This window comes from Arthrobacter rhizosphaerae, assembly GCF_023062595.1.
Taxonomy (GTDB): Bacteria; Actinomycetota; Actinomycetes; order Actinomycetales; family Micrococcaceae; genus Arthrobacter; species Arthrobacter rhizosphaerae.
Genome location: NZ_JALLAN010000009.1, coordinates 137,248 through 163,357 on the forward strand (window position 1 = coordinate 137,248; position 26,110 = coordinate 163,357).

Annotated in this window: 22 protein-coding genes; 5 read left to right on the top strand and 17 right to left on the bottom strand. The window is 63.3% G+C overall.

From position 1 onward, the window contains the following. The first annotated feature begins 164 nt into the window (after positions 1 to 164). The gene (locus MU551_RS13715) at positions 165 to 716 is read left to right on the top strand and encodes a hypothetical protein (protein ID WP_247045457.1); all 552 of its coding nucleotides are present in this window, start codon (positions 165 to 167) and stop codon (positions 714 to 716) included. A 28-nt stretch (positions 717 to 744) separates the two neighbouring features. On the opposite strand, the gene MU551_RS13720 is transcribed toward MU551_RS13715, so the two are convergent. The 7 genes from MU551_RS13720 to MU551_RS13750 all read right to left on the bottom strand — a co-directional run bounded on the left by MU551_RS13720 (position 745) and on the right by MU551_RS13750 (position 10,567). Continuing rightward, entirely contained in the window at positions 745 to 1,359 is a 615-nt protein-coding gene (locus MU551_RS13720) for a dihydrofolate reductase family protein (protein WP_247045459.1), read from the bottom strand. 139 nt (positions 1,360 to 1,498) lie between these two features. Beyond that, positions 1,499 to 3,451, bottom strand: coding sequence for an FAD-binding monooxygenase (locus MU551_RS13725; RefSeq protein WP_247045460.1), 1,953 nt, complete (start codon positions 3,449 to 3,451; stop codon positions 1,499 to 1,501). A 328-nt stretch (positions 3,452 to 3,779) separates the two neighbouring features. Further along, a complete protein-coding gene (locus MU551_RS13730) occupies positions 3,780 to 5,261 on the bottom strand; it encodes an ABC transporter ATP-binding protein (protein ID WP_247045462.1) in 1,482 nt (493 codons plus the stop codon). Next, complete coding sequence (locus tag MU551_RS13735) at positions 5,258 to 6,115, bottom strand: ABC transporter permease (protein ID WP_247045465.1); 858 nt, start codon at positions 6,113 to 6,115, stop codon at positions 5,258 to 5,260. The genes MU551_RS13730 and MU551_RS13735 overlap by 4 nt, the downstream gene beginning before the upstream one ends. Beyond that, positions 6,112 to 7,149 (bottom strand): ABC transporter permease, encoded by a 1,038-nt coding sequence (locus MU551_RS13740; RefSeq protein ID WP_247045467.1) that lies wholly within the window; start codon positions 7,147 to 7,149, stop codon positions 6,112 to 6,114. Before MU551_RS13740 ends, MU551_RS13735 begins: the two co-directional genes overlap by 4 nt. Before the next feature lie 11 nt (positions 7,150 to 7,160). Beyond that, positions 7,161 to 8,711 (bottom strand): ABC transporter substrate-binding protein, encoded by a 1,551-nt coding sequence (locus MU551_RS13745; protein ID WP_247045469.1) that lies wholly within the window; start codon positions 8,709 to 8,711, stop codon positions 7,161 to 7,163. Positions 8,712 to 9,058: 347 nt separating this feature from the next. After that, positions 9,059 to 10,567: a CoA-acylating methylmalonate-semialdehyde dehydrogenase gene (locus MU551_RS13750; RefSeq protein ID WP_247045471.1), complete on the bottom strand. Its 1,509-nt coding sequence runs from the start codon at positions 10,565 to 10,567 to the stop codon at positions 9,059 to 9,061. A 310-nt stretch (positions 10,568 to 10,877) separates the two neighbouring features. On the opposite strand from MU551_RS13750, the gene MU551_RS13755 reads away from it, so the two are divergent. Further along, a complete protein-coding gene (locus MU551_RS13755; protein WP_247045473.1) occupies positions 10,878 to 11,450 on the top strand; it encodes a helix-turn-helix domain-containing protein in 573 nt (190 codons plus the stop codon). A 103-nt stretch (positions 11,451 to 11,553) separates the two neighbouring features. Here MU551_RS13755 and MU551_RS13760 read toward each other — a convergent pair whose 3' ends face one another. Beyond that, entirely contained in the window at positions 11,554 to 11,718 is a 165-nt protein-coding gene (locus MU551_RS13760; protein WP_247045475.1) for a zinc transporter permease, read from the bottom strand. 200 nt (positions 11,719 to 11,918) lie between these two features. Between MU551_RS13760 and ligD the strand changes: the two genes are divergently transcribed. Then, complete coding sequence (ligD, locus tag MU551_RS13765) at positions 11,919 to 13,163, top strand: non-homologous end-joining DNA ligase (RefSeq protein ID WP_247045477.1); 1,245 nt, start codon at positions 11,919 to 11,921, stop codon at positions 13,161 to 13,163. 10 nt (positions 13,164 to 13,173) lie between these two features. Here the strand turns inward: ligD and MU551_RS13770 are convergent, their stop codons facing one another. From MU551_RS13770 to MU551_RS13810, 9 genes are all read right to left on the bottom strand, one after another. Continuing rightward, positions 13,174 to 13,452: an MmyB family transcriptional regulator gene (locus MU551_RS13770; protein WP_247045479.1), complete on the bottom strand. Its 279-nt coding sequence runs from the start codon at positions 13,450 to 13,452 to the stop codon at positions 13,174 to 13,176. Positions 13,453 to 13,477: 25 nt separating this feature from the next. Next, on the bottom strand, positions 13,478 to 13,702 hold the full coding sequence (locus MU551_RS13775; RefSeq protein WP_247045481.1) for a hypothetical protein: 225 nt from the start codon (positions 13,700 to 13,702) through the stop codon (positions 13,478 to 13,480). A 39-nt stretch (positions 13,703 to 13,741) separates the two neighbouring features. Continuing rightward, positions 13,742 to 15,115: an L-serine ammonia-lyase gene (locus MU551_RS13780; protein ID WP_247045483.1), complete on the bottom strand. Its 1,374-nt coding sequence runs from the start codon at positions 15,113 to 15,115 to the stop codon at positions 13,742 to 13,744. Beyond that, complete coding sequence (locus tag MU551_RS13785) at positions 15,115 to 15,753, bottom strand: sarcosine oxidase subunit gamma (RefSeq protein WP_247045485.1); 639 nt, start codon at positions 15,751 to 15,753, stop codon at positions 15,115 to 15,117. The genes MU551_RS13780 and MU551_RS13785 overlap by 1 nt, the downstream gene beginning before the upstream one ends. After that, positions 15,746 to 18,703 carry a sarcosine oxidase subunit alpha family protein gene (locus tag MU551_RS13790; protein WP_247045487.1) on the bottom strand — a complete coding sequence of 986 codons (2,958 nt, stop codon included), beginning with the start codon at positions 18,701 to 18,703 and terminating at the stop codon, positions 15,746 to 15,748. The genes MU551_RS13785 and MU551_RS13790 overlap by 8 nt, the downstream gene beginning before the upstream one ends. Beyond that, positions 18,700 to 19,119: a sarcosine oxidase subunit delta gene (locus MU551_RS13795; protein ID WP_247045489.1), complete on the bottom strand. Its 420-nt coding sequence runs from the start codon at positions 19,117 to 19,119 to the stop codon at positions 18,700 to 18,702. The genes MU551_RS13790 and MU551_RS13795 overlap by 4 nt, the downstream gene beginning before the upstream one ends. A gap of 15 nt (positions 19,120 to 19,134) precedes the next feature. Then, on the bottom strand, positions 19,135 to 20,355 hold the full coding sequence (locus tag MU551_RS13800; protein WP_372489856.1) for a sarcosine oxidase subunit beta family protein: 1,221 nt from the start codon (positions 20,353 to 20,355) through the stop codon (positions 19,135 to 19,137). Beyond that, positions 20,352 to 21,650, bottom strand: a complete 1,299-nt coding sequence (glyA, locus tag MU551_RS13805) for a serine hydroxymethyltransferase (protein ID WP_247045588.1) — start codon at positions 21,648 to 21,650, stop codon at positions 20,352 to 20,354. The genes MU551_RS13800 and glyA overlap by 4 nt, the downstream gene beginning before the upstream one ends. Positions 21,651 to 21,821: 171 nt before the next feature. Beyond that, a complete protein-coding gene (locus MU551_RS13810; RefSeq protein WP_247045491.1) occupies positions 21,822 to 22,499 on the bottom strand; it encodes a GntR family transcriptional regulator in 678 nt (225 codons plus the stop codon). A gap of 119 nt (positions 22,500 to 22,618) precedes the next feature. Here MU551_RS13810 and purU point away from each other — a divergent pair, with 119 nt between their 5' ends. Together purU and MU551_RS13820 are read left to right on the top strand one after the other, a co-directional pair. Continuing rightward, on the top strand, positions 22,619 to 23,533 hold the full coding sequence (gene purU / locus MU551_RS13815) for a formyltetrahydrofolate deformylase (RefSeq protein WP_247045493.1): 915 nt from the start codon (positions 22,619 to 22,621) through the stop codon (positions 23,531 to 23,533). Positions 23,534 to 23,584: 51 nt separating this feature from the next. Beyond that, positions 23,585 to 26,077 carry a GcvT family protein gene (locus MU551_RS13820; protein ID WP_247045495.1) on the top strand — a complete coding sequence of 831 codons (2,493 nt, stop codon included), beginning with the start codon at positions 23,585 to 23,587 and terminating at the stop codon, positions 26,075 to 26,077. Positions 26,078 to 26,110 lie beyond the last annotated feature (33 nt).

Below are 26,110 nucleotides of genomic sequence, written 5' to 3' on the forward strand. Positions count from 1 at the left end.
GACGCACCCCCGCAGCGCAGAAAGGCCCACAAGCCGTGGCAAGACCAGAACGGTCACACAATCCGTTGGTTCGCAAGTTCCTCAGGGGCAGCCCCAAGAACCATTCGGCTGCGAGAGGCCTCGGCGAGTTAAAACCTGTTGAACCGGCCGCTCGACGGAACGGGATGCCAGTCCTCGGCGAGGATCAGGTCTATGTGATCAAGTACGGAACGGATTACCACAGGGCGTGGTGCCGGGTTGTCGCCGAAGCATGGGACCAGGCACCCAGGGGCCTGCGCGTGACCCTGTTCGCTGACGTCGGCGAGCGAAACGGGTGCACGGGATGCGACGCGATCATGAAGAAGATCTCCTCGGTGCAGGAAAACGAAGGGCAACCCCACCCCTCACTGCAACTCCCGCCGTCGGACGCCTTGATCCCATTGAAAGTCATCGGGGTTGCCCATGGAATCCTGTTCCTGGCGGCAGGGCAGGAACATCAGGAACGCCTTAACGAGACCGCGGTGGAACCCGCCACCCCTCTGTCCGTGGACGGACGGCGTGACGGCATGGTGGTACGGCTGGATGCCACCCGCACCGAACCACTCCTGGTTGTCCAGTTGGATCCGCGGGCCACGGTAACGGACGGGCCGTACCAGATGCACCTGCGTCGCCCACTCCAGCGGTCGGCCACCAAACCCTATGCCGTTGAGTCCGTCGAACCGGCACCACGGGCGTAGGACTTCATCGGGGCCAACCCCGAGGCCGCTACCCCTGGCTGATATCGACGCCCGTGATCGGCGAACCTGCGCGTTCATAGACAAGAGAGACTGCGCCCTTCGGGAACGCCTTCGGCGGCTGCGCGAACCGGAACGCCGCCGGGACACCGGTGCCGTCCGCGAATAACCGCTTGCCTGATCCGAAGGTGAGCGGATAGAGAAAGAGGTTCAGCCGGTCGACGAGGTCAGCCTCGAGCAGCGACCGTGCGAGATGCCCGCTGCCGATCACGTGGATGTCCTCAAACCGCTCCTTCACAGCCGCCACCTCCGCCACGTCCGGCAGCGCAGTCGTGCCTTCCCATTTCGGCTCGGTGAGGGAACGTGAGACGACGAACTTAGGCAGCGCGTTGAATGTCACCGCAATCGGGTCGTCACCGCCCCTGGTGGGCCAGAATCCGGCGAAGATGTCGTAGGTTTTGCGTCCGAGCAGGAGGGCGTCCATGCGGTTGATGCCGGCGCCGATCGCCTCTCCGGTCTCGTCGTCGAAATAGGCGCCCTGCCAACCCCCGAATTCGAAGCCGCCCTCGCGATCCTCATCGGGACCGCCGGGCGCCTGATACACGCCGTCGAGGGTGATGAACAGGTCAACGGAGAGGATTCCCATGGTGTGCTCCTTCACGTGAACGGCGACCCGGTGCCGCCTCTGCCTGCGCGGGTCGATCCGGTGTCCTGAATCGACATCTTGAGTGCCAGATTAGCGACGAACGCCCGGCAGGTCGAGAGATTTGCTCGCTAGACCGTGGTTATGGTGCCGAGGGTGCCGCCGGCCGAAGTGTCGCGGGTTGCTTCTCCGGGAGGAGGGGCGCGAAGAACGCACCCAGCTCGGCCGTAGCCGTCAGTGGCAGGACGTTGGCCACATACTGGTCCGGGCGTACCACAACAACGACTCCGCCGCGGTGGAGGCCGCGCAGTTCGAAGATGTCGGCAGTGGGATCCGTTGCATAGACCTTCTCGTAGTCGGTGAGCTTGAACGGGCCAACCTGGGGCTTGAAGACCGCGGGGACGGCGCCGATGTCGATAGCGGCATGCTCCTGCTGGTAGATCACCTTCAGGTCGAACCAGGCGTCAGGATCCGCGCTCGACGGCGTTGCGGCCAGCGGCGATTCGGGCGAGCTCGCTATCCACTCGGCAAACTGTTCGGTAGGCGACGCTGTTCCCTTCTGATCAGATCCCGGCTTTCCGGACGGGGTGGCCGGATCGGCGAAGACGTAAATGCGCCAGCGTCCGTCCGCCGTCGCGTGATGGCCAAGGTGCATCGGGTTGGTGTCGCCAACGCGTACGACGGGCGCGGACTTGAAGCGTTTACCAATGGTGAAGCCCGCGGCCAGCTCTTGGTGCTTGGCAGTGGCCACCAGCACGGACGGAGCGTACTCGGTCATGAACCCGGCGGGGAACTCGGCGGTGCGCACGTAGAAGTCCTCGAGGTCAGAGGGGTGTTCAAACTCTTCGGGCTTTTTGGCCATCATGGTGGACCACTCTTTGTCGAAGTCGATGAGGTTCTTGGCCACCACCTGCCGCTCGGCGGAGTAGGTGGATAGCAGGGTTTCCGGACTCCGCCCCTCAAGCACGTGCCCCAGTTTCCAGGCGAGGTTGAAGCCGTCCTGCATGGACACGTTCATGCCCTGGCCGGCCTTTGCGCTGTGAGTGTGGCAGGCGTCGCCGGTGATGAAAACACGCGGTGTGCGCGTGCCGCGCTGCTCCGGGAGGACGTCGTCGAACCTGTCAGTGAGGCGGTGACCCACCTCGTAAACGCTGTGCCAGGCGACGTTTCGCACATCGAGCGTGTAGGGGTGCAGGATCTCGTTCGCCTTGTGGATGATTTGCTCGATGGTGGTGCTGCGCACGGCTCCTTTGTTGTTCGGGTCCACCTCGCCAAGGTCTACGTACATGCGGAAGAGGTGCCCGCCTTCGCGCGGGATCAGCAGGATGCTGCCGCCCGTTCCGGACTGAATGGCGCATTTCGTGCGGATGTCCGGGAAGTCCGTCACGGCGAGGGCATCCATCACTCCCCAGGCATGATTGGCCTGGTCTCCGGCGAGAGTGCAGCCGATCGACTCACGCACCTTGCTGCGCGCGCCGTCGGCACCGACGACGTACCTGGCCCGGACAGTGCGCTCCTGGCCCTCCTTGGGTCCGGCCGTGTGGAGAAGGGTCACGATGACGGGGTACTCCCCCTCGTCAGCGACCTCAAGACTGCGGAACTCAAAGCCATAATCGGGCACCATGCGCGTTGGCGAGTTCAGCATGAACTCCGCGAAGTAGTCCAGCACCCGGGCCTGGTTGACGATGAGGTGCGGGAATTCACTGATGCCGGCCTCATCGTCGACGGCACGGGCGGTCCTGACGATCCGGGACGGATCACTGGGATCGGGCTTCCAGAACGCCATTTCAGTGATGCGGTACGCCTCGGAGATGATGCGCTCTGCGAAGCCGAAAGCCTGGAAAGTCTCAACGCTCCGGGCCTGGATGCCATCAGCTTGCCCGATAGCGAGCCTCCCGGGGCGGCGCTCCACGATGCGGGTGGTGACGCCGGGGAACTGGGACAGTTGAGCAGCGGTGAGCATGCCGGCAGGTCCGGTGCCGACTATCAGCACGTCGACCTCATCCGGAAGCTCCGCAGGCCGATCAATGCCGACGCCGGCGGCTGGCTGGACCCGCGGGTCTCCGGATACGTAACCGTGATGGTGGAACTGCACGGGCTTTCCTCGCTTCACTGTGTGGCTGTTTGGATCAATGGTTTGTTCTATAATCGAACGCGTGTTTCGATAGTTGAAACATTGACTTGATCCAATACTGTACGGCACAGGTGACGCGAACAACAAGGGGATGCAGAACCGTGTGAGCAATCTCCTTCGCGGCCGAATTGCGTAGCTTTTAGCTTCTACCCGAGTGGCAGACCTTGGAATCTCGGGGCTGAAGGCGGCTGCCGAGGCCAAAAGTTACGCATTTACGTTCGCGGACGAGGGTGACGCGAACAACAAGGGGATGCAGATTCCTGCATCCCCTTGTATCCAGCGTCCGTTTTTACTGTGCTGCCAACTCCAATTCGGGCTCAATCACCGCCGATGGCGCACCGAGCGCAATGCTGCGGGTGGTAACCGCGGCGGCAAGGGCGTCGTCGTGCGTTACCAGCACCAGCGCACAGTCCAGCTTGTCCACCTGCTCCATCAGGCACATCATCGTCTCTTCCTGCGTGATGAGGTCCAGGCGGGAGGTGGGTTCGTCAGCGAAGACCAGAACTGGCTCCAGGAGCATTGACCGGATAATGGCGATCCGCTGCAGTTCCCCACCCGATATCTGCCCGGGCCTGCGGTGAAGCAGTTCGGGCGCAAGCCGCAGTGAGCCCATCAGTTCCTCAAGGCGTGCGTGGTCCAGTCCGTGCCGCCGCACAACGTCCCCCAGTGAGTCCGCAAGTGGTACACGCCCGGGAAAAGCCAGGGCGGGGTCCTGGTAGAGCTTTTGGAGCCGGCCCCGCTGCAGGAGCTCGGAGTGCTGGACAGTTCCGGTGTCGGGCGGGAGGAGCCGCAGCAGTACATTGCCCAGGGTTGTTTTTCCACTTCCGCTCGGGCCACTTAATGCAACCCGCTCCCCCGCTCTGACTTCAATGGACAGATCAGTGAAGAGCTCTTGGTCGCCGAATGATTTTCCGAGACCCGTACCCGACACCAGCAGGGTGCCCGAACTTTCGATGGACCCTCCATGCCGACCGTCGGCACGCTCGGTCCCCTCGGAGAGGTCCCTCATCCACTGATGCCTCCAGCGTGATGGTTCGGCGGCCAGCAGGCGGCGGGTATAGGGGTGAACGGGATTGGCGAGCACCTCGCCGGCTGCTCCCTTCTCTACGACATGCGCGTCCTTCATAACCAGGACTTCCCCGCCGAGCTCGCGGGCCAGATCAAGGTCATGGGTGATGGTCAGCAGGATGCCGCCACTCTTGATATGGCTTCTGAGCAGTTCCGCCAGCTCGGCCCGGGCGCGTTGATCCAGGCCCTTGGACGGCTCATCCGCGATGAGAACGGGAGCTCCGCCGATGGTTGCGGCGGCGAACGCCACCCTCTGAGCCATACCGCCTGAGAGTGTGTGCGGGAATGCTGCCGAAGCGTGCTTCAGGCCCAGGGAGGCCAGCAGGGCGTCAGCGGCGCGCCGGGCACCTTGTTTGTCCGTCCTGAAGGTAGGAGCGCCCTCCGCCACTTGCTCCCTGGTGCGCATTGTGGGGTCCAGGGCAAGCACAGGTTCCTGGGGAAGAAGGGACATGGTGCGCCCCCAGAGCCTGCGCCTGTTCGCCTGGTCGCTGACGTCGTAGACCTGGTCGTCCACAGCCAGGCTTCCCTGTGCTTTGAGGTTGTGCGGGAGCGTGCCCATGATTGCGTGGGCAAGCAGGGATTTTCCGGAACCGCTCTCCCCGACAATCGTTACGGGCTTTCCTGGCTCGAAGTCCAGTTGGCCGGTCTCGACGAGGACTTTGCCGGCGTGGCTGACTACGAGGTCGTTGAGGCGCAGGCTCATGCTGGGGACTCCTTGCTTCGCAGGCCCAGGAGCCCGATCAGGATGGTGGTGAGAACCAGGACGGGCGCCAACGCCATCCAGGGTGCTTCGTGGTAGAAGGGGAACGCCTCGGTAATCATCAAACCAAGCTCGGGCGTCGGCGGGCGGACACCGATCCCCACGAAGCCCAGCGTCGAGAGTGCGAGGATGGAGGATCCGACGCCGAAGGTCGCCATAGTGGTTAGCAGTGGGCGCAGCTCAGGCAAAAGGTGCCGTCGGATGACGTGGACCGGGCCTAGCTGGAACAGGCCAGCGGCTTCCACCGCCGGTCCGGCAAGGACCAGTCCGCTCCGGGCGCGGACCATACGGAAATACTCCACCCACTGCGCCAACGCCAGCCCCAGGCAGAGGGTCCAGAGGTCGCCGTTGGCTATCGCCGAGACAACGAGAACCACCAGCAGAGCCGGGAGCGCGATGAAGACCTCGGACAAGCCGTGCAGCACCGAATCAATCCAGCCGCCGCGCCAGGCGGCCGCTATGCCTGCGAGCGATCCGAAGAGCAGGGCAGCGCTCACACAAAGCACCGACATCACGAGGGAAAGCTGCGTGGCGTGGGCCAGCCGCGCAATAACACTGCGGCCCAGGTGGTCACGGCCAAGCGGTTCGCCGGCCCCTGGAGCCTCCAGGAACCTGGAAAGGTCCTGCACTGCATGTCCCGGCCAGATCAGCGGCCCGGCCACGGCGAATATGACCAGGACTGCCAGGAGCCCGGCTGAAACGAGCTGGGTTGCCGAACGATTAGCCAACCATTTCGGCCGTTTCGAGTCCCCGGCTGATGCGGGAAGAAGTTCTTGCATAGCGACGGCATTAGTCACAGTACTGCCTCCTTGTGGCGGGGGCGCGGATCCACAGCTGCTGTTGCGAGGTCAACGAGAGTGTTCATGGCGACCACAAGGAGCGCCAGCGCCAGTGCTGCGGCCTGGATCATGGGGATGTCCCGCCAGAAAATGGCGTGGACAAGTGCGTGGCCCAGACCTGGCCACGCGAAGAGGCTTTCAACCACCACAACACCTTCGATGAGAACCAGGACCTGAACGCCCACGTAGGCGATCAAAGTCACCCCGGTATTTCGGATGACGTGCCGCACGAACACAAGCCAGCTGCCGAGGCCTTTGGTGTCGGCAAAGCGGACATAGTCCGATTGCCGAATTTGCGCCATTGTGTCGCGGGTGACCCGCGCGAAGAGCCCGGAGAGACCGACGGCGAGCGTTGCTGCAGGAAGCACGATGTTTTTCGCTTCTCCATGACCCGCCGCGGGAAGCACGCCCAGATGGACGGCAAACAGGAGGATCAGGACCAGCCCGAGCAGGAACGGCGGCAGCGCGCGCGTGACAGACACCCAGACTGTGGTGAGTCGGTCAAGGATGCCGCCCGGGCGGGCAGCTGCCAGGGCTCCCGCCGTCGTCCCCACCATCAGTGCAAGAATCAGCGCAACAGCAGCCAGCTGCAGGCTGCTGGCAAGGTTGAGCCCAAGCTCCCCCGCCACGCTTGCCCCAGTGACCAGGGAGTTGCCGAGGTTCAGGGACACCAAGCCACCGAGCCAGTCCAGGAACTGGAGCCAGGCAGGCTGGTCAAGGCCCAGTTCAGCGCGGACACTGTCCGCTGACGCGGCCGTCACCTGGTCATACCCGTACCTGCCGGCGGCAATCCGGAAGGCGATGTCGCCGGGAAGGCTTTGAACCATAGCGAAACATGCGGTGGAGACAAGTACAACCACTCCCGCCGCTTGGAATGCCCGGCGGCCAAGAACCCGTGCAGTGGTGCCCAGGGCTGGATGGAGAGTGCGCCCGGCGGAGCTGCCGGGTTGGGTAGTCGCTTGGGTCATCGGTTTGGTAGTCAAAGAGACCATGCCCTCCCTTCCTACTTCTTCCAGGTCAAGTCGCTCAGACGCCATGAGCGCTCGAGCGGATCCAGGACGAGGCCTTCAACCCGAGGACTGACCACAGCGCTCTGCCGGTACCACGCCACAGGGATGACGGGCAGTTGGGTCTGCAGTATCTCGTTCACTTTCCGGCGGTTCTCCGCCGATTTGTCAACGTCTTTGCCGCTGGCCAGGGCGTTCAGGGCTTCGGTGAGGGCGGGATCATTCCATCCCATGGCCCCGAAGTCCGAACCGGCAGGCGCAAAATCCTCGGCCAGGGTTACCAGCGCATCGGGAACTAGTGCGTAGTTACGGGAGAACAGCGCTAATTCCAGCGAACCATCCTTGTGTCCGGCCGGAATCTCGCTGGAGTTGCCCACTTTCACGTCCAGGGCAATCCCCAGTTCCTTCAGCTTGGCTTGGATGGCTGTTGCCAGTATGGGCAGTTCGGGGCGGTCCGGGAAGGTGCGCAGGGTGACTGAAAACTTCTTGCCGTTGCGTTCCAGGATGCCGTCGCTGCCCGGAGCCCATCCGGCTTCAGCCAGCAGTTTCCGGGCTTCGGAGGGATTGTGGGTGAGTGGTGTGGCCGAGTCCTGGTGCCACTCCGGCAGCGAGGGCGGGAAGAGCTGGGTGGCTGCCATCTCGCGGTCCCGCAGCAATGCTGTGGCCATCGCTTCCCGGTCGAGGGCCAGGCTTAGGGCTCGCCGAACTTTCACGTCGCCCAGCATTTCGTGGCCGGCGTTGACCTTCAGCAGGATCGAGCGGGGCAGGGTTACGGCGGCAATGTCCAGCTTGCCTGCCTGCTTGATCCGTTGGAGGCTGGTGGGGTCCATCCCGAAAGTGACGTCGGACTGTGCGCTTTCGGCCATCAGTGCCCGGCTCTCAGATCTCCCCACGGCCTGGTATGTGACCTCGGAGATGGCTGGTTTTTTCCCCTGCCACTGCTCGAAGGCAGCGACGTCAATGTGGGCAGGCTGCTCGATATGCTTCACCCGATACGGGCCTGAACCTACTATCTTGGTTATCGATCGGTCCGTGCCGTAGGAGCTGGGCGCAAGAATCTGGGTGCTTGTGTGGGCCATGACCGCCGGCAGCGGCGCATACGGTTCCGTGAGATCCACTCGGACAGAGTCACCAACCGCAGAGATCCCCTTAACGGGAACCGTCGCCAGCGGAGTGCCGGCCTTGCCTTGTGCGATGTTCAGCGAGGCGGCTGCCGCTTCGGCTGTGACTGCGGTGCCGTCATGGAAGAGGGCTCCCGAGCGGAGCGTGAATCCCCAGGACAGCCCGTCAGCGGAAACATCCCACTTTTCGGCGAGTCCCGGTTGGAGGACGCCTTTGACATCTGCGTCAACCAGGGTTTCAGCCACCTGCAGACGGGTGAAGAAGCCACCGGCGGTAGACGGATCCAAGCTGTGCAGCTCGAACTGGCCCACCACCCTCAGCGGCTGCTCAGCTGCAGGACTGTCGTTTCCTGCCGCCGCGCACCCGGTCATCATCAATAACGCAATGGCGGACGCGCCCGCCACCCTCATCTTCTGCCAGCCCATTTTTCCAGTTCCTTCTGTATCGCAAATTCCCTATGGTTCGACCCATCACACTAGATGCAAACCATTATCATTAGCAATTCAGGTGCAAGTGGAGCGGAGGTCTGGAGGCAAAATGCAAGGAGGGCTCTGGTGGCCGACCGCAAGCCAGTCACAAAAGGCGTTAGCTTTGCGTCGAGTGCTGAGTTGATGCCCTTTTGAAGGTTCAGAAGGGCATCTGCCCAACAATCGACGGTGGTTGGGCCCACGCCGCCAGCCTGGCTGTGGGGCCACATCGGCGAAGGTCCCTGCCTGAGCTTGCGAAGGCTGGGAGCCGATGGGGACTTGCGAGGCGAGGGCGGCGGTGGGGACTAGTTGGAGGGGAAGTTGTAGGAGGCGCCGGAGGCGTGGGTGGGTTCTGTCCAGCGGGAGGTGACGACCTTGCCGCGGGTGTAGAAGGAGACGCCTTCGGGGCCGTAGATGTGTTTGTCCCCGAACAGTGAGGCCTTCCACCCGCCGAAGGAGTGGTGCGCGACCGGGACGGGCAGGGGCACGTTGATCCCGATCATGCCCACGTCCACCGAGCGCTGGAACTTCCGGGCATTCGCCCCGGAGGAAGTGAAGATCGCGGTGCCGTTCCCGTACGGGTTCGCGTTGATCAACGCGATCCCCTCTTCCAGGCTGTTGACGCGGACGACGACGAGGACAGGCCCGAAGATCTCCTCCGTGTACGCTGTCATCTCCTTCTTCACGTGGTCGATCACGGTGGGCCCGACCCAGAACCCGTCCTCGTGCCCGGAAACCACCAGATCCCGGCCATCGACCACCATCGCAGCCCCGGCCGTCTCGGCCTCGGTGACAATCCTGATGATCCTGTCCCGGGACTCCGGCGTGATCACAGGCCCCATCTCCGCCCCGGGCACGGTCCCGTTGCCCACCTTCACGGCCAGGGCCCGCTCCCCGACTTTTTTGACCAGCAGGTCAGCGGCGTCCCCGACGGCGACGGCGACGGAGATGGCCATGCAGCGTTCCCCGGCGGAGCCGAACGCGGCCGCGGCCAGGTGATCAGCGGCGTTATCCAGATCGGCGTCGGGCAACACGATGGCGTGGTTCTTCGCCCCGCCCAGCGCCTGCACCCGCTTACCGTGCTTCGTCGCGGTCTCGTGGACGTACTTCGCGATCGGGGTGGACCCGACAAACGAAATGCCGTCCACATCAGGGTGCGTCAACAACCCGTCGACCGTTTCCTTCCCGCCATGCAGGACCTGGAACACCCCGTCCGGCAACCCGGCGTCCTTCCACAGCTTCGCGAGCAGCATCGACGCCGACGGGTCCCGCTCCGAAGGCTTGAGGATAAACGCGTTCCCGGTCGCGATCGCCATCGGCGCCATCCACAACGGCACCATCACCGGGAAATTGAACGGCGTGATCCCCGCGACCACCCCCAACGGCTCCCGGAACGAAAACACATCAATCCCGGTGGACACCTGATCCGAATAATCCCCCTTCAGCAGCTCCGGAATACCGCACGCGAACTCCACCACCTCCAGGCCGCGCCCGATCTCCCCCTTCGCATCGGACAGGACCTTCCCGTGCTCGGCAGTGATCAACGCCGCCAGCTCATCGACATGGGACGCCACCAGCTCACGGAACCTGAACAACACCCCCGTGCGCTTCGCCAACGAAATATCACCCCACGAATCAGCAGCAACCCGCGCCGCAGCAACCGCCGCGTCCAGATCAGCACGGTTCGCCAACCGGAGCTCCCCCGAAACAGCTCCGGTCGCAGGATTGAAGACAGGACGCGTGAGGTCACCTTCGCCGGCCGTTTCAGCGCCATTGATGAAGTGATTGATGAGAGTGATTGTTGACGTTGTCATAACCAGTTCCTTTAGAAGATGAGAGTTGAAGCCGGTTGCGCAGTTCCCGTGGTACGTCAGCGGCTTTATGGTTCTGGGCAGCTCCACCCGTTAGGACATGCGGCGGAACAAACGGGCATTCCGTAAAACTCGAGTCCATGCTACTAAACAATAATTTAGTGCCACTAATTGCTAACAGTGTGAGCTCTACGGCAGGGCAATGTCAAGGGAACTGCCTGTCACCTTGACAGCTTCCAGGCGACGGAGCCAGACTGTTCCTGGCTATTCAGCTAAATTTTTGTTTAGTACGGGCAAACCGGAAGTCTCTCCCATGACCAGCGAAACTGATCTTTCTCAAGCACAACTCGGCCAACGGGTTCTCCAGTTTCGTTCTTTACGGCGTATGTCACTAAAGGAACTAGGCGAAGCAACGGGGACCACAGCCGGCTTTCTCAGCCAGCTTGAGCGCGGTCTGACGAATGCCAGTATCGGCGTGCTGCGGCGAATCGCAACCGCTTTAGGAATGACGCTTGCGGATTTGTTTGAGGAAGTGCCCGCAGGCTCACCACGATTGCTGCGCAGGGAAGCGCGCCCGGAACTGTCCACCAATGCGGGAATACACAAGTTTCTGATCTCACAGCGACCCCTGCGCCACCTCGAGGTCTATGCCGGAGAATTTGAGCCCGGAGCGTCGACCGGAGACGATCCCTATACGCACGGAGACTCACAGGAGATTCTCTACGTAGTATCGGGCGAGATTGTCATAGAGCTGGATGGAGAACCCCACTCAATGCAGCAGGGCGACAGTATCGACTACATGTCCTCGTTGCCCCACAGATTAACGAACACCAGCACTCTCCCGGCTGAGGTTCTGTGGATAGTCAGCCCGCCAACCAGTATCTAGCTGTGTGTGATGGCTCCTGGCGAAGATGAACACCCAAAGCAAGGGACCGGCGGCCGTGACGGCCGCCGGTCCCTTCGTATCTAACGAGTGCGTCTTCCCGTGCTCAATGCTCGTCGTAATGGCCTTCATGTTCAGCATGCCGGTGACCATCATGAATGTAGTCCACATGGTCTCCATGCTCCACCGTCTCATGGGCGCAGTCCGGGCCGCCATGTTGATGCTCCGCAAGGCTGTGCTCGGCGTGGACTTCCTCTGTCATTTCACTCATTTTCCGACTCCTTCGAATTGGTCAGGAAAAACCCTGCCGCGGCTTCTTCCTCTGTTGGGTTGACCACTACAGCAATACCTAAGCACCTTTACCGGGACCCCGCTAGCCTTGAAGGCTCCAGCGGGTCCTTCCGGCGAGCCAATTTTGGTTGTGGCGCAAAAGCTCTGGATGGGACATTCGATCGTTGCTAGCGTGGCGGCATGAACCCGTCGAAGACTCCGGCCGAGATCCTCAACATTGCGGGCACCGAGGTTCGCATCTCGAGTCCGGACAAGGTGGTGTTCCCCGAGCCTGGTCTGACCAAACTCGATCTGGTGAACTACTACCTCGCGGTCGCCGATGGTGCGCTGCGTGGTGCCGGCGGCCGACCCATGGTGCTCAAGCGCTTTCCGAAGGGGATCGACTCTGAGCCGTTCTTTCAAAAGCGCGTTCCCGAAAACCACCCCGACTTCATCGACACCACCACCCTGCAGTACGCGTCGGGGACGTCAGCGGAGGAGGCCGTCATCCGGGATGCCGCGGGCTTGGCGTGGGTGGTGAATCTTGGGTGCCTGGACCTCAACCCGCACCCCGTCCGCGCCGAGGACCTCGAGCACCCGGACGAGCTCCGGGTCGACCTCGATCCGATGCCGGGGGTCGACTGGTCCCAGATCGTCGACGTCGCCTATGTAGCGCGCGAGGTGCTCGACGACGTCGGGCTGGTGGGATGGCCCAAAACGAGCGGATCGCGGGGACTTCACATCCTGGTCCGCATCGCGCCGCAGTGGTCGTACCGCGACGTGCGGCTGGCCGCCGAGACCCTCGCCCGCGAGGTCGAAAACCGCGCCCCTGGCCTCGCCACCGCACGCTGGTGGAAGGAGGAACGCGGCGAGAGCGTGTTCGTCGACTTCAACCAGAACGCAAAGGACCGCACCGTGGCATCCGCATACTCTGTCCGGCCTCTTCCCGATGCCCGGGTTTCGACGCCGCTCTCGTGGGACGAGGTCCGCTCCACCCGGCCGGAAGAGTTCACGGTGGGCACAGTGCCCGCCCGCTTCGCCGCCCTGGGCGACCCTCACACCGGAATCGACGACGCCGTCGGCACCCTCGATGGGCTCCTCGCCTTGGCGGCCGAGCTGGGCCCCGCAGAGAAACCACCACGCAGTGGTGACAGCTCCGGCCGCCGGCAGTCCGTGATGCCTCTCATCGAAGTGGCCCGCACCAAGACCAAACCCGAGGCGCACGCAGCACTCGACGAATGGAAGGTCAGGCATGCGGACATCGTCCCGGCCCTGCATCCAGCCGACGTGCTCGTAGACGGGATGCGAGGATCGAGTTCCCTCTGGTACAGGGTGCGCGTAAACCTGCAGCATGTCCCCGAGACAGAGCGTCCGCCCCAGGAGGAACTCATCGCCGACTACAACCCCTGGGTAGGCAAGGAGTGGCCGGGGCGTCCCGGGTCCTGACCGGACCTTGCTACCCCTCGAGCCGAATTTCCTCGGGGTGGTGTGCCGCCAGACTTCCCAGCACGCGGAGAGCGTGGTCAGTTGAAGACCCGGGCTCGGCTGTGAAGCCAACGAACTGAAGACCCGGATCGGTCATGATCTGCATGGCTTCGTAACTGAGATCGAGATCGCCCACCTCCGGGTGATGGAAGAGTTTTTTGCCGGCAAGGTGTATCCGCATATCGTGGGCTTCCCAGAGCCGCGAGCGGCGCGTAATGAGGAACTCACCGATGTTGGCGACGGCGGTCATACTCTCAATGGGGTATCGGTGTGGACTAGACCCAGACCTCATATCCAGTCCGCTTATCGAAAAGCCTTCGGGTGTTGGCTCCGGCGGCCGCGATCCACAGGACTGAGTCGTCTGGGGCGGCCTGGTCCACAACCCCGGTCATGATGTGCTCGCCCAGCAGCCATACCTCCACGGTGTGGCCGGTCAGCCGGGCCCAGTCTTTACGCAATCCACGTCTGGCACCAATCCTGGTTGATCCCGTATCCAACATGAGTCCGCCCCTACCAGTCACCTGATTTACTTCACCCGATCAGCATTCGATGACGTTCACCGCAAGGCCGCCTCTGGAAGTCTCCTTGTACTTGTCCTTCATGTCCGCGCCGGTTTCCCTCATGGTCTTGATGGCCTTGTCGAGGGAAACCTTGTGGCTGCCATCGCCGTGCAGGGCCAGGCGGGCGGCATTGATGGCTTTGACGCTTGCGATCGCGTTCCGTTCAATGCACGGGATCTGCACCAGCCCGCCCACGGGATCGCAGGTCAGGCCGAGGTTGTGTTCGATTCCCACTTCGGCAGCGTTTTCCACCTGTTCGGGTGTCCCGCCGAGGATCTCGCAGAGTCCTGCGGCCGCCATGGAGCAGGCGGAACCAACCTCGCCTTGACAGCCCACTTCCGCGCCGGAGATGGAGGCATTGATCTTAAACAGAATTCCGACTGCACCCGCAGCCAGCAGGAAGCGGACCACTCCGTCGTCACTGGCTCCCGGGACAAACTTCACGTAGTAGTGCAGCACTGCCGGGACAATCCCGGCCGCGCCGTTGGTGGGCGCCGTGACGATCCGGCCGCCGGCGGCGTTCTCCTCGTTGACGGCCAGGGCAAACAGGTTGACCCATTCCATCGCCCGGAGCGGGTCGGTCACGCCGGTATCCGCCGTCAGGGTCTGGAATAACGACGGCGCCCGGCGCCTCACGTTCAAGCCGCCGGGAAGGATCCCTTCCGCCCCACAGCCGTTGTCCACGCACTGCCGCATAACGGCCCAGAGTCCCAGCAGCTTCTCCCGGGTTTCCGCTTCGCTGCGCCAGGTGAGCTCGTTGGCGAGCATCACGTCGGAGATGGACATCCCTTCGCGCTTGCAGATTGCCAGGAGTTCGTCGGCCGTGGTGAAGGGATACGGCAGTGGGGTGTCATCGGCTACGATGCGGTCGCCGGCGTCGGCATCTCCATCCACCACGAAGCCGCCACCAATCGAATAGAAGCTTCGTTCGCTGAGCACGTCACCGGCATGGTCCAGGGCACGGAACGTCATGCCGTTGGGGTGTGCCGGGAGGGACTTGCGCCGGTGCAGGACCACGTCCTCGTCCCAGTTGAAGTCCACCCGGTGGTCCCCGCCTACCCACAGCTCGGCATCGAGGGCGGCGGCAGCCACCTGATCATCAGCTGTGAAGGTGTCAACTGTTTCCGGGTCCAGCCCCTGGAAGCCCAGGACCACGGCTTTGTCCGAGCCGTGGCCGCGCCCCGTGGCACCAAGGGAGCCGAACAATTCGGCCTGGACGCGTTTGGTGGAGCTCAGGTGTCCGTCATCTTTGAGCCCGTCCGCAAACAGCTTGGCCGCCCGCATCGGGCCGACCGTGTGTGAGGACGACGGCCCGATGCCAACGGAAAACAGATCCAGGACGCTGAGGGCCATTAGGGGACCTCAGGCGAGGCATACTCCCGCATGGCATCCAGGAGCCAGCGGCCCAGGAATTCTGCAAATGAGGCGCGTGGGAAGATCCGGTAGCTCTCATCACCGGTCTTCCAGAGGACCACGGGGATGTGGCCGATCTCCGTGGACAACGCCGTTCCGGTTTTGAACCAGCGCGGGTGGAGGTCCAGGGAGCAACCCTTTTCCAGGACTGCTCTGGACCGCGGCCCGGTGAGTTCGAACGTGGTGCGGTTGGCGGAGAGGTCCACCACCTGTCCTGCGTCGTCGCCGAGGGCTTCCCTCAGGGCCTGGATGAGGTCACCGCCGAGGGACTCGTGGGCCTCCGAAGGGGCGACCACCAGGAATTCCTCGGGCCCGAGCCAGAGCACAGAGGTGTCGCCCGTGCCGCTCACGGCCCCGCACGTCGTGGGCAGACCGCCGGTAACCGATGCGATCCGCTCCCCTGCGTCTGTGTCCCGGGGAACCCTGAGGCCCACCATGGTCAGGAAGGTGATTTCGCGCAGTTCAACAGTGCCGGGCACGGAGCCGGCTTCAAATGCTGCGCTGAGCAGTTCAGCCGGACTGGTTCGGAGGGACAGGTTGGTCTCAGGGGAGGTTTTGGGTGCTGCTGTTTCAGCCATCTTTGCGGGTCCCTTCAGGGTCAAAAAGTACGGTTTCAGCCACAACAACATCCACGAGCTGGTTTCCGGCGGCGGCCACCAGGGTTTCGCCGATCCGGTTGCGGCCATTCTTGATCAACGCCAGGGCGAAGGACCTGCCCAGGGCCGCGCTGTGGTAGCTGGACGTGACAAATCCCTGCATGGGCACGGGGCCATAGGCCGGTGTCACGGGGATGCCCTTTTCCACCAACTGGGTGCCTTCCGGCAACCGGATGCTGCCATCAATGGGCAACACGCTGACCAGGTGCTTACGGTCCTCGCGCTTGGCATCGACCCGGGCGTACGAGCGCTTGCCGATGAAGTCCTTGGCCTTGGAGACGATCCAGTCCATCCCGGCGTCCTGAGGGGTGACGGTACCGTCGGTGTCCTGGCCAACGATCGGGTAGCCCTTTTCGGCGCGGAGCACGTGCATGGTCTCCGTGCCGTACGGGGTGATGTTGAATTCGGCCCCGGCAGCCGCAACGGACTCCCAGGTGTTCAGCCCGTACCAGGCCGGCACGTTGATCTCGTAGGCCAGCTCACCGGAGAAGGAGATCCGGCAGACCCGGGCGCGAACGCCCGAGGCGAGGGTGGTTTCGCGGAAGGTCATGAACGGGAATGCTTCTGCTTCCAGTCCCCCGTTTGCTGCTAGTTCCGGTGCCACCTTGGCGAGGACTGCACGGGATTTGGGCCCGACGACGGCAATGGTGCTCCACTGTTCGGTCACCGAGGTGCAGTGCACGTCCAGTTCCGGCCACTCGGTCTGCAGCCATTCCTCCAGCCAGTCCAGCACCTTCGCGGCGCCGCCGGTGGTGGTGGTCATGAAGAAGCGGTCCTCGTCCAGGCGCAGGGTCACGCCGTCGTCGAAGATCATGCCATCTGCCTGGCACATCACGCCGTAGCGGGCGGAACCGGGCGCGAGCTTCTTGAAAGCGTTGGTGTAGATCCGGTTGAGGAACTCGCCGGCGTCCTTGCCCCGGATTTCGATCTTGCCGAGCGTGGTGGCGTCCATGAAGCCCACGGATTCGCGGACGGCGGCGCATTCACGCAGCACGGCCTCGTCCATGTCCTCGCTGCCCTGCGGGTAGTACCAGGGACGCTTCCACTGTCCGACGTCTTCGAAGAGGGCGCCCTTGGCAACGTGCCACGGATGGATGGAGGTAACGCGGGCGGGGTCGAACAGTTCGCCGCGCTGGCGTCCGGCCAGGGCCGCGAACGCTACGGGAGTGAACGGAGCCCGATAGGTGGTGGTGCCGATGTCGCCGATGCCGCGGGATGCTTCCCCTGCATGCTTGAGTGCGGCGGCGATGACGCCGATAGCGTTGACGCCGGAGGTTTTGCCCTGGTCATTGGCGGTGCTGATGGAGGTGTAGCGCTTGATGTGCTCCACCGACCGCATTCCGGCTCCGGTGGAGCGCAGGACGTCGGCGACACTCTGGTCCCGCTGGAAGTCGACGAAGTGGTGGTGCCAGTCATCCGGAGTGCCGCTCTGCCCTGGAACCAGCCACAGCTGCCGGGTGGGGGCGGACGCCTTCGGCTCGCCAAGGGCAAGGGGCTCGTCGGCTGCGGCTGAATTTTCCGCGCTGAAGCCGGCAGCAATGGCAGCCTTCACACCAGCGAAGATGCCTTCGGCGACGCAATCCTGGAGTTCGAAGCTGCCGCGGCCGGAGCCAATTATCTGCTGGTTCGGGACAGCAGTGCTCGGCACAAAAGCCGCCAGGTCATCGTCCCAACGCAGCTTGCCCTGCCGCTGGGAGTGGAGGTGTACCAGCGGGCTCCAGCCGCCGGAGACCGCCAGCAGGTCGCAGGTGATTTCTTCAATTCCCGAGGTGAGTTCGCCGTCGTCGTTGATGCTGCGGACGGTAACGCCGTCAAGCCGGCCATCCGCTCCGGCGGCGGTGGCGGCCACCGCGCTGCCGATCAACACGCGCGTCCCGGCTTCGACGGCGGCAGCAGCCACCTCGGTGAGCTTGGGACGAGCGTCGACGATGGCGGCGATCCTGATGCCGGCGGCGCGCAGATCAGCGGCAAGGGTGTAGGCGCTGTCGTTGGTGGTGCTGATGACCACGCGCTGCCCGGGGGCCACCGCGTAGCGGTTGAGGTAGCTGCGAACGGCCGAGGCGAGCATGATGCCGGGACGGTCGTTGTTTTCGAAGACCAGCGGGCGTTCGTGGGCGCCAGGGGCCAGCACCACCTGGTTGGCGCGGATGTGCCAGATACGCTGCCTGGACACGCCGGGAGCAGCAGGGGTGGACAGGTGGTCAGTGCGGTTCTGGACGGCGATGACGTAGTTGGCATCGTAGGCGCCGAAGGCAGTGGTGCGGTTCAGGACGGTGGACTCGCCGCCGGAGACGAGCTCCGCTTCGACGTCCGCCACCCATTCAAGGGCCGGCTTGCCTTCGATGGTCTCAGCCAGTTCGGGGGCCGTGGAACCGGACAGCAGAGATCCGCCCAGTTCGGGCTGGTCGTCCAGCAGCATAACGCGGGCGCCAGTGCGGACGGCTTCGCGGGCTGCGGCCAGACCGGCGGGGCCGCCGCCGATCACCAGGACGTCGGTGTGGACGTACTTTTTGTCGTACTCCGCGCGGTCCTCTTCAGGATCCAGGCGGCCCAGGCCATTTAGCAGGCCGGCGTTCAGTCCGTCCACCAATGTGACCGTGGTAGCGGGAAGCATCGATTCGGCAACGTGGCCGGGGAATCGCGGTTCCACCTTGACCAAGGCGTTGGATTCCTCGACCCCGGCAGACATGATGCCGCGGGGCCGATCCTCGTAGAGGGAGTTGCCAACGGCAATCCGGCCGTTGGCGAGCAGAGCGGAGGCCAGGGTGTCCCCCGGGTGGCCCGTGAACTCCTCACCGTCCACAGTGAAACGCCAGGAAATGGTGCGGTCGATCCGGCCGCCGGCGGTGAGGCGTGCTTTCTGGGAAGTCACTTGGTTGCTCCTTCCGGGGCGGTAGTGCTGGGTGACGCGGTACCTGTGGCGGTGCTGGTTGCAGCGATGCTGGGCCCGGCAGTACCCGTTGTGGTGCTGTCCGGCGCGGTGCTGGCGGTTCCGGATTCGGCGGCTGGCGGCGCGGCTGCTGGCCGGGGCGTGCCCATCGCATAGACAGCCTGGATCTCGTAAGTGACCGTGTCCCTGAGCATGTTGAACCACTGGCGGCAACCGGTGCTGTGGAGCCAGCGTTCGGCGAAGGCGCCCTTGGTGTTGTCCCGATAGAACAGGAACTCGGCCCATTCGCGGTCGTTCAGTTCATTCGGGTTTTCCGGATAGGCCACGTGCGCCTGGCCGCCGTAATGGAACTCGGTTTCGTCGCGGGAGCCGCAGTTGGGGCATGAAATGAGAAGCATGACCGGACTCTCTTCTTAGTGGGCCACGGCGGCTGCGCCGTGTTCATCGATCAGGGCGCCGGTTTCGAACCGCTCCAGCGCGAACGGCTTGTTCAGGTGGTGCGGCGTTCCGGTGGCTATGGTGTGGGCAAAGGTGAGTCCGGCGGCAGGGGTACCCTTGAAGCCGCCGGTCCCCCAGCCGCAGTTGACGAACATGTTTTCGACCGGTGTGATGCCCACAATCGGGGAGGCGTCCAGGGTGGTATCAACGATTCCGCCCCAGGTCCGGAGCACATGGGCCCGCGCGAAGATCGGGAAAAGTTCGACGGCGGCCGCCATCTGGTGCTCGATCACGTGGAAGGACCCCCGCTGGCCGTAACCGTTGTAGGAGTCCACGCCCGCGCCCATCACCAGTTCGCCCTTGTGGGCCTGGGAAACGTAAACGTGCACGTGATTGGACATGACCACTGTGGGGTGGACCGGCTCGTGCAGTTCGGAGACCAGCGCCTGCAGCGGGTGGGACTGGATGGGGAGCCGGAAGCCTGCCATCTCGGCCAGGACGGAGCTGTGCCCGGCGGCGCAGAGGCCCACCTTTTCGGTGTTGATGGTGCCCTGGTTGGTCTTCACGCCCACCACGCGGTTACCGTCCTTGAGGAAGCCGGTGACTTCGCAGTTCTGGATGATGTCCACGCCCAGCTCGTCGCACTTGCGGGCGAAGGCCCAGGCCACGTGGTCGTGCTTGGCGATGCCGGCGCGAGGCTGGTACGTGGCGCCCATGACCGGGTAGCGGATGTTGTCGTTGATGTTCAGGATCGGGCAGAGTTCCTTGACCTGCTTAGGGTCCAGCCACTCAGCGTCCACGCCGTTGAGCTTGTTCGCCCCCACACGCCGCATGCTTTCGCGGACGTCGCCCAAGGTGTGGGCAAGGTTCATCACGCCTCGCTGGCTGAACAGGAAGTCGTACTCGAGCTCCTCCGGCAGGATTTCCCAGAGCTTGAGGGCGTGCTCGTAAATGGCCGCGCTCTCGTCCCAGAGGTAGTTGGACCGGATGATGGTGGTGTTCCTTGCCATGTTTCCGCCGGCCAGCCACCCCTTTTCGAGGACCGCAATATTGGTCATGCCGTGGTTTTTGGCGAGGAAGTATGCCGTGGCAAGTCCATGCCCGCCGCCGCCGACGATCACGGCATCGTAGGAGGACTTGGGCTCAGGGTTCCGCCAGAGGAAATCCGGGTGCTCCGGAAGCAAGTCGGCCATCATGCCACCTCGATCGCATCTGTGGAAAGGTTCGGGTAGAGCGGGAACTTGCCAGCCAGGATTTCAACCCGCTGCCGAAGTTCTGCCACTGTTTCGTCGCTGAAATCGTGCTTGAGGGCTGCAGCGATAATGTCTGCCACCTCGGTGAACTCGGCCTTTCCGAACCCACGCGTGGCCAGTGCCGGCGTGCCGATACGAAGCCCGGATGAAACCATGGGCGGACGCGGATCGAAGGGGACGGCGTTGCGGTTGACCGTGATCCCGATCCGGTGCAGGCGGTCTTCGCCCTGCTGGCCGTCCAGTTCCGAATTGCGAAGGTCAACAAGCACCAGGTGAACGTCGGTGCCGCCGCTGACCACGGTCACGCCGGACTCTGCAACGTCAGCAGTCAGCAGACGCTCGGCAATGATGCGGGCGCCTTCGAGGGTGCGTTCCTGGCGGTCACGGAACTCCGGCTCCGCGGCGAGCTTGAACGCAACTGCCTTCGCTGCAATGACGTGCTCCAACGGGCCGCCCTGCTGTCCCGGGAAGACCGCGGAGTTGACCTTCTTGGCGATGTCGGCGTCGTTGGTGAGGATTACGCCGCCACGCGGACCGCCAAGGGTCTTGTGTGTGGTGCTCGTAACGATGTGGGCGTGAGGGACGGGGTTGGGGTGGAGTCCTGCGGCCACGAGGCCGGCGAAATGTGCCATGTCCACCATCAGGTAGGCGCCCACCAGGTCCGCGATACGGCGGAATTCGGCGAAGTCCAACTGGCGGGAGTAGGCGGACCAGCCGGCGACGATCAGGCGGGGCTTGTTCTCTACGGCCAGGCGCTCCACTTCAGCCATGTCAATCAGCATGGTGTCCTCGCGGACACCGTACGGAACCACCTTGTAGAGCTTGCCGGAGAAGTTGATTCGCATCCCGTGCGTCAGATGGCCACCGTGGGCGAGGTTCAGGCCCAGGATGGTGTCACCCGGCTGGATCAGTGCGAACATGGCCGCGGCGTTGGCCTGCGCGCCGGAGTGCGGCTGTACGTTGGCGAATTCCGAGCCGAACAATGACTTGAGCCGGTCGATGGCGAGCTGCTCGACCACATCAACGTGTTCGCAGCCGCCGTAATACCTCTTGCCCGGGTAGCCCTCCGCGTACTTGTTGGTCAGTACCGATCCCTGTGCTTCCATGACGGCAGTCGGAGCAAAGTTTTCGGAGGCGATCATCTCCAGTGTGCCTTGCTGACGCAGGAGCTCCTGGTTCACGGCTGCGTGAATTGCAGGATCGGTCTCTGCGAGCGTGCGGGTCAGAACGTCGACCATCATGTCTCCTAGCTGTTGCCTAATATCCGGTTGATATATTAGTTGCGTAGCTCCCAGTATGCTACCGGTAGCTATGAGTGTCAACAGATTTTTACGGTCGGTCCAGAGACGCCGGAAGCGCGGCTTTGAGGGCCGCGCTTCGGGGTGAAAACTGGAGAGCTAAGGTTCGGGCTAGGTGAAAAGAGCCCTGCGGACGGCATCCTCGAAGCCACTGACGTGTGTTCTGGCGAGTTCCGCAGCCCGGGCCTCGTCCCCCTCGATCACCGCTCCGAGCAGTTCCACATGTTCATGGACGTGGTGGGCGAGATCCGGAAGGCGATCGAGCACCATGCACCAGATGCGCGTGGCCAGATTGTCATAACGGATCAGGACATCTTCCAGGTGGGGATTGCCTGCAGCGGCATAGATTCCCTGGTGCACACTTGCATCCAACCTCAGAGTTTCGACGACGGAGGCGGCCTGTGTATCGAATGACTCAACCGCCTCCATCACAGCGCGCAGCTTCTCCCGCTGCCCCGCTGTGGCAACCCGCGCGGCACGAGCGGCTGCGAGGGGTTCAAGCTGGGTCCGGATTTCCGAAATGAAAGCAAGGTCGGTTACCTCCACCCGCGTGGCGAAAGTTCCCCGGCGCGGGTACGAAACAACCAGCCGGTCAAGTTCAAGGCGCTTCAACGCTTCCCGCACGGGAGTGCGTCCCATGCCGAGGTCCCTGGCGAGGTGGTCATCATTGAGGAGATCGCCCGGTTTGATGTCGAGCATCAGCAGCCGATCGCGAATGCTCTCGTATGCCCCTTCCGCCAATGACTTTTTGGCGGCATCGTCCGCGACTGCCAAAACTTCTACTGCCATAACCGGACCCCTTTCCGTTCGAGCCAACAGGCTATTGACCTCGCCCACCGACCAGTATACGCTGATGCCAACCCTAATATATCAGTTCATGATTTGAGAATATATCTAAAGGAGTTGACATGGCTCTAGTGGCTACAGACTTATCAACCAGCACCCTGGCTCGGACGGAGCCCGGCTTGGAAGGCAAGGCCCAGAAGTTCGTGCTCACATTGTCGTGCGTCGAACGTGCCGGGATTGTCCAGGCGGTCACTACTTTCCTCTTCGAACGTGGCTTTAACATCGACGAGCACCAGCAGTTCGACGACGGGCTCCGCCAGACACTTCACCTGCGCACCGCATTCTCAGGTTCCCCTGAGTACACGCCGGAGAGGCTCCAGGCGGAGTTCAACGCCATCGCGGACCGGTTCGAGATGAAGTTCAGCTTCCATGACCAGACTAAGCAGCGCGTCCTGGTGATGGTCTCCAAGTTCGGGCACTGCCTGAATGACCTGATCTTCCGCTGGCGCGGTGGCAGCCTCGGCGGTGACATTGTCCTGATAGTTTCGAACCATGAAACCCACCGGGCAATGGCTGAGGCAGCGGGCCTCCCCTTCCTCTACGTCCCGGTGACGTCGGAGACGAAAGCAGCCGCCGAACAGCGCCTGCTTGATCTTATTGACGAATATGACATCGACCTCGTGGTACTGGCCCGCTATATGCAGGTGCTGTCCGACGACCTCTGCCGCTCCCTTGAGGGCCGCGCCATCAACATCCACCACTCCTTCCTCCCCGGATTCAAGGGTGCCCGCCCGTATCACCAGGCGTACGACCGCGGCGTCAAACTGGTGGGCGCTACCGCCCACTACGTGACGGCGGAGCTGGACGAGGGTCCCATCATCGAACAGGAAGTCATCCGGGTGGACCACAGCTATGGACCGACCGCCCTTTCGACAGTCGGGCAGGACGCGGAAGCCCTGGCGCTGTCCCGCGCCGTGCGGTGGCACTGCGAACACCGCGTGCTGCTGGATCAAACCAGCACTGTCGTGTTCCGCTAAGCACCGCCACCACATCAGCAGAGAAACACGAATACCAGCAGGAGAAACCACATGGCTTCAACGCCGAGCATTGTCATTATTGGAGCTGGAATCGTCGGCACGAACCTGGCCGATGAACTGGTCACGCGGGGCTGGAACAACATCACCGTACTGGACCAGGGACCCCTGAATATGCCGGGGGGCTCCACCTCCCACGCGCCGGGCCTCGTTTTCCAGACAAACCCTTCGAAGACCATGGCACTTTTCGCCAAGTACACGGTGGAAAAGCTCCTGTCCCTCACGGAGGACGGCCAAAACTGTTTCAACCAGGTGGGCGGCCTTGAAGTTGCTACCACGGAAACCCGTCTGGCAGACCTCAAGCGCAAGCTCGGTTACGCGCAGTCGTGGGGCATCGACGGCAAGATCCTCTCCCGCGAAGAGTGCAAGGAGCTCTACCCGCTGATCAACGAGGAAGACATCTTGGGCGGCCTCCATGTACCTACCGACGGCCTGGCCCTGGCTGCCCGGGCAGTCCAGTTGCTCATCAAGCGCACCGAAGCAGCCGGCGTGAAGTACATCGGCAACACCGAGGTGACCGGGATCGAACAGTCCAACCGCCGCGTCACCGGCGTCGAGACCGCCGACGGCGTGATCCCGGCGGACATCGTGGTTTCCTGCGCAGGCTTCTGGGGCGCCAAGGTGGGTGAGCTGATCGGGATGTCCGTCCCGCTCCTCCCGCTGGCCCACCAGTACGTCAAGACCACGCCGGTTCCCGCCCAGAAGGGCAAGAACGAACTGCCCAACGGCGCCCAGCTCCCCATCCTGCGCCACCAGGACCAGGACCTCTACTACCGCGAGCACGGAGAGCGCTACGGCATCGGCTCCTACGCACACCGACCCTTGCCCGTGGACCTGGACGAACTGGGCAGCTACGAGCCCAGTAGCATCAGCGAAGACAACATGCCTTCCCGCCTGGACTTCACCCTGGATGACTTCCTTCCCGCGTGGGAAGCAACCAAGCAGATCCTGCCGGCACTGCGTGAAAGCGAAATCGAGGATGGCTTCAACGGCATCTTCTCCTTCACCCCGGACGGCGGCTCCCTGGTGGGCGAGTCCAAGGAAGTGGACGGCTTCTTCGTTGCCGAGGCCGTGTGGGTCACACACTCCGCCGGCATCGCCCGTGCCGTGGCAGAGCTCCTCGTGGACGGAAAGTCGCAGATTGACCTCGGCGACTGCGATATCCACCGCTTCGAAGAGGTCCAGCTGACCCCCGAGTACGTCAGCGAGACCTCCCAGCAGAACTTCGTGGAAATCTACGATGTCCTGCACCCGCTGCAGCCCAAGCTCTCTCCGCGCAACCTTCGCGTCAGCCCCTTCCACGCCCGCCACAAGCAGCTGGGCGGCTTCTTCCTGGAGGGCGGCGGATGGGAGCGCCCCTACTGGTTCGAAGCCAACGCCGAACTGCTCAAGGAGATGCCTGACGAATGGCAGCCGCCGGCACGTGACGCCTGGTCCGGGATGTTCAGCTCGCCCATCGCCGCGGCCGAAGCCTGGAAGACCCGTACCGCAGTGGCCATGTACGACATGACTCCGCTCAAGCGCCTTGAGGTCTCCGGCCCCGGAGCCATGAAGCTGCTGCAGGAGCTGACCACCGCCGACATGACCAAGAAGCCGGGGGCCGTCACCTACACCCTCCTGCTGGACCACGCAGGCGGGATCCGAAGCGACATCACCGTGGCCCGCCTGAGCGAAGACACCTTCCAGCTCGGAGCCAACGGAAACATCGACACCGCCTACTTTGAGCGTGCCGCACGCCACCAGACGGAAAGCGGGACCGCCAGCGACTGGGTCCAGGTTCGCGACACCACCGGCGGCACCTGCTGCATCGGCTTGTGGGGGCCCCTCGCCCGGGACCTCATCAGCACCGTCAGCAGCGACGATTTCTCCAACGACGGCCTGAAATACTTCCGGTCCAAGAAGGTGGTAATCGGCGGCGTCACCGTAACCGCAATGCGCCTGTCCTACGTGGGAGAGCTGGGCTGGGAACTGTACACAAGCGCAGACAACGGCCAGCGCCTGTGGGATGCACTATGGAAGGCCGGGCAGCCGTTCGGTGTCATCGCTGCCGGCCGCGCCGCCTTCAGCTCGCTCCGCCTGGAAAAGGGCTACCGCTCGTGGGGCACGGATATGACCACCGAGCATGACCCCCTGGAAGCCGGACTCGGCTTCGCCGTGAAGATGGCAAAGGAAAACTTCGTCGGAAAAGCAGCGCTGGAAGGGCGGACCGAGGAAAACTCCGCCCGCCGCCTGCGCTGCCTGACCATCGACGACGGCCGCAGCATCGTGCTGGGCAAGGAACCTGTCTTCTACAAGGACCAGGCAGTCGGCTACGTCACGAGCGCTGCTTACGGCTATACCGTAGCCAAACCCATCGCTTACGCGTACCTTCCCGCCGTCGTCTCATTGGGGGACTCGGTTGAAGTCGAGTACTTCGGCCGTCGCATCCAGGCCACCGTCACGGCGGATCCCCTGTACGATCCCTCGATGACCAGGCTCCGCGGCTAACAGCGCAGTCGACTCGAGCTTCAGCCCAGGAAG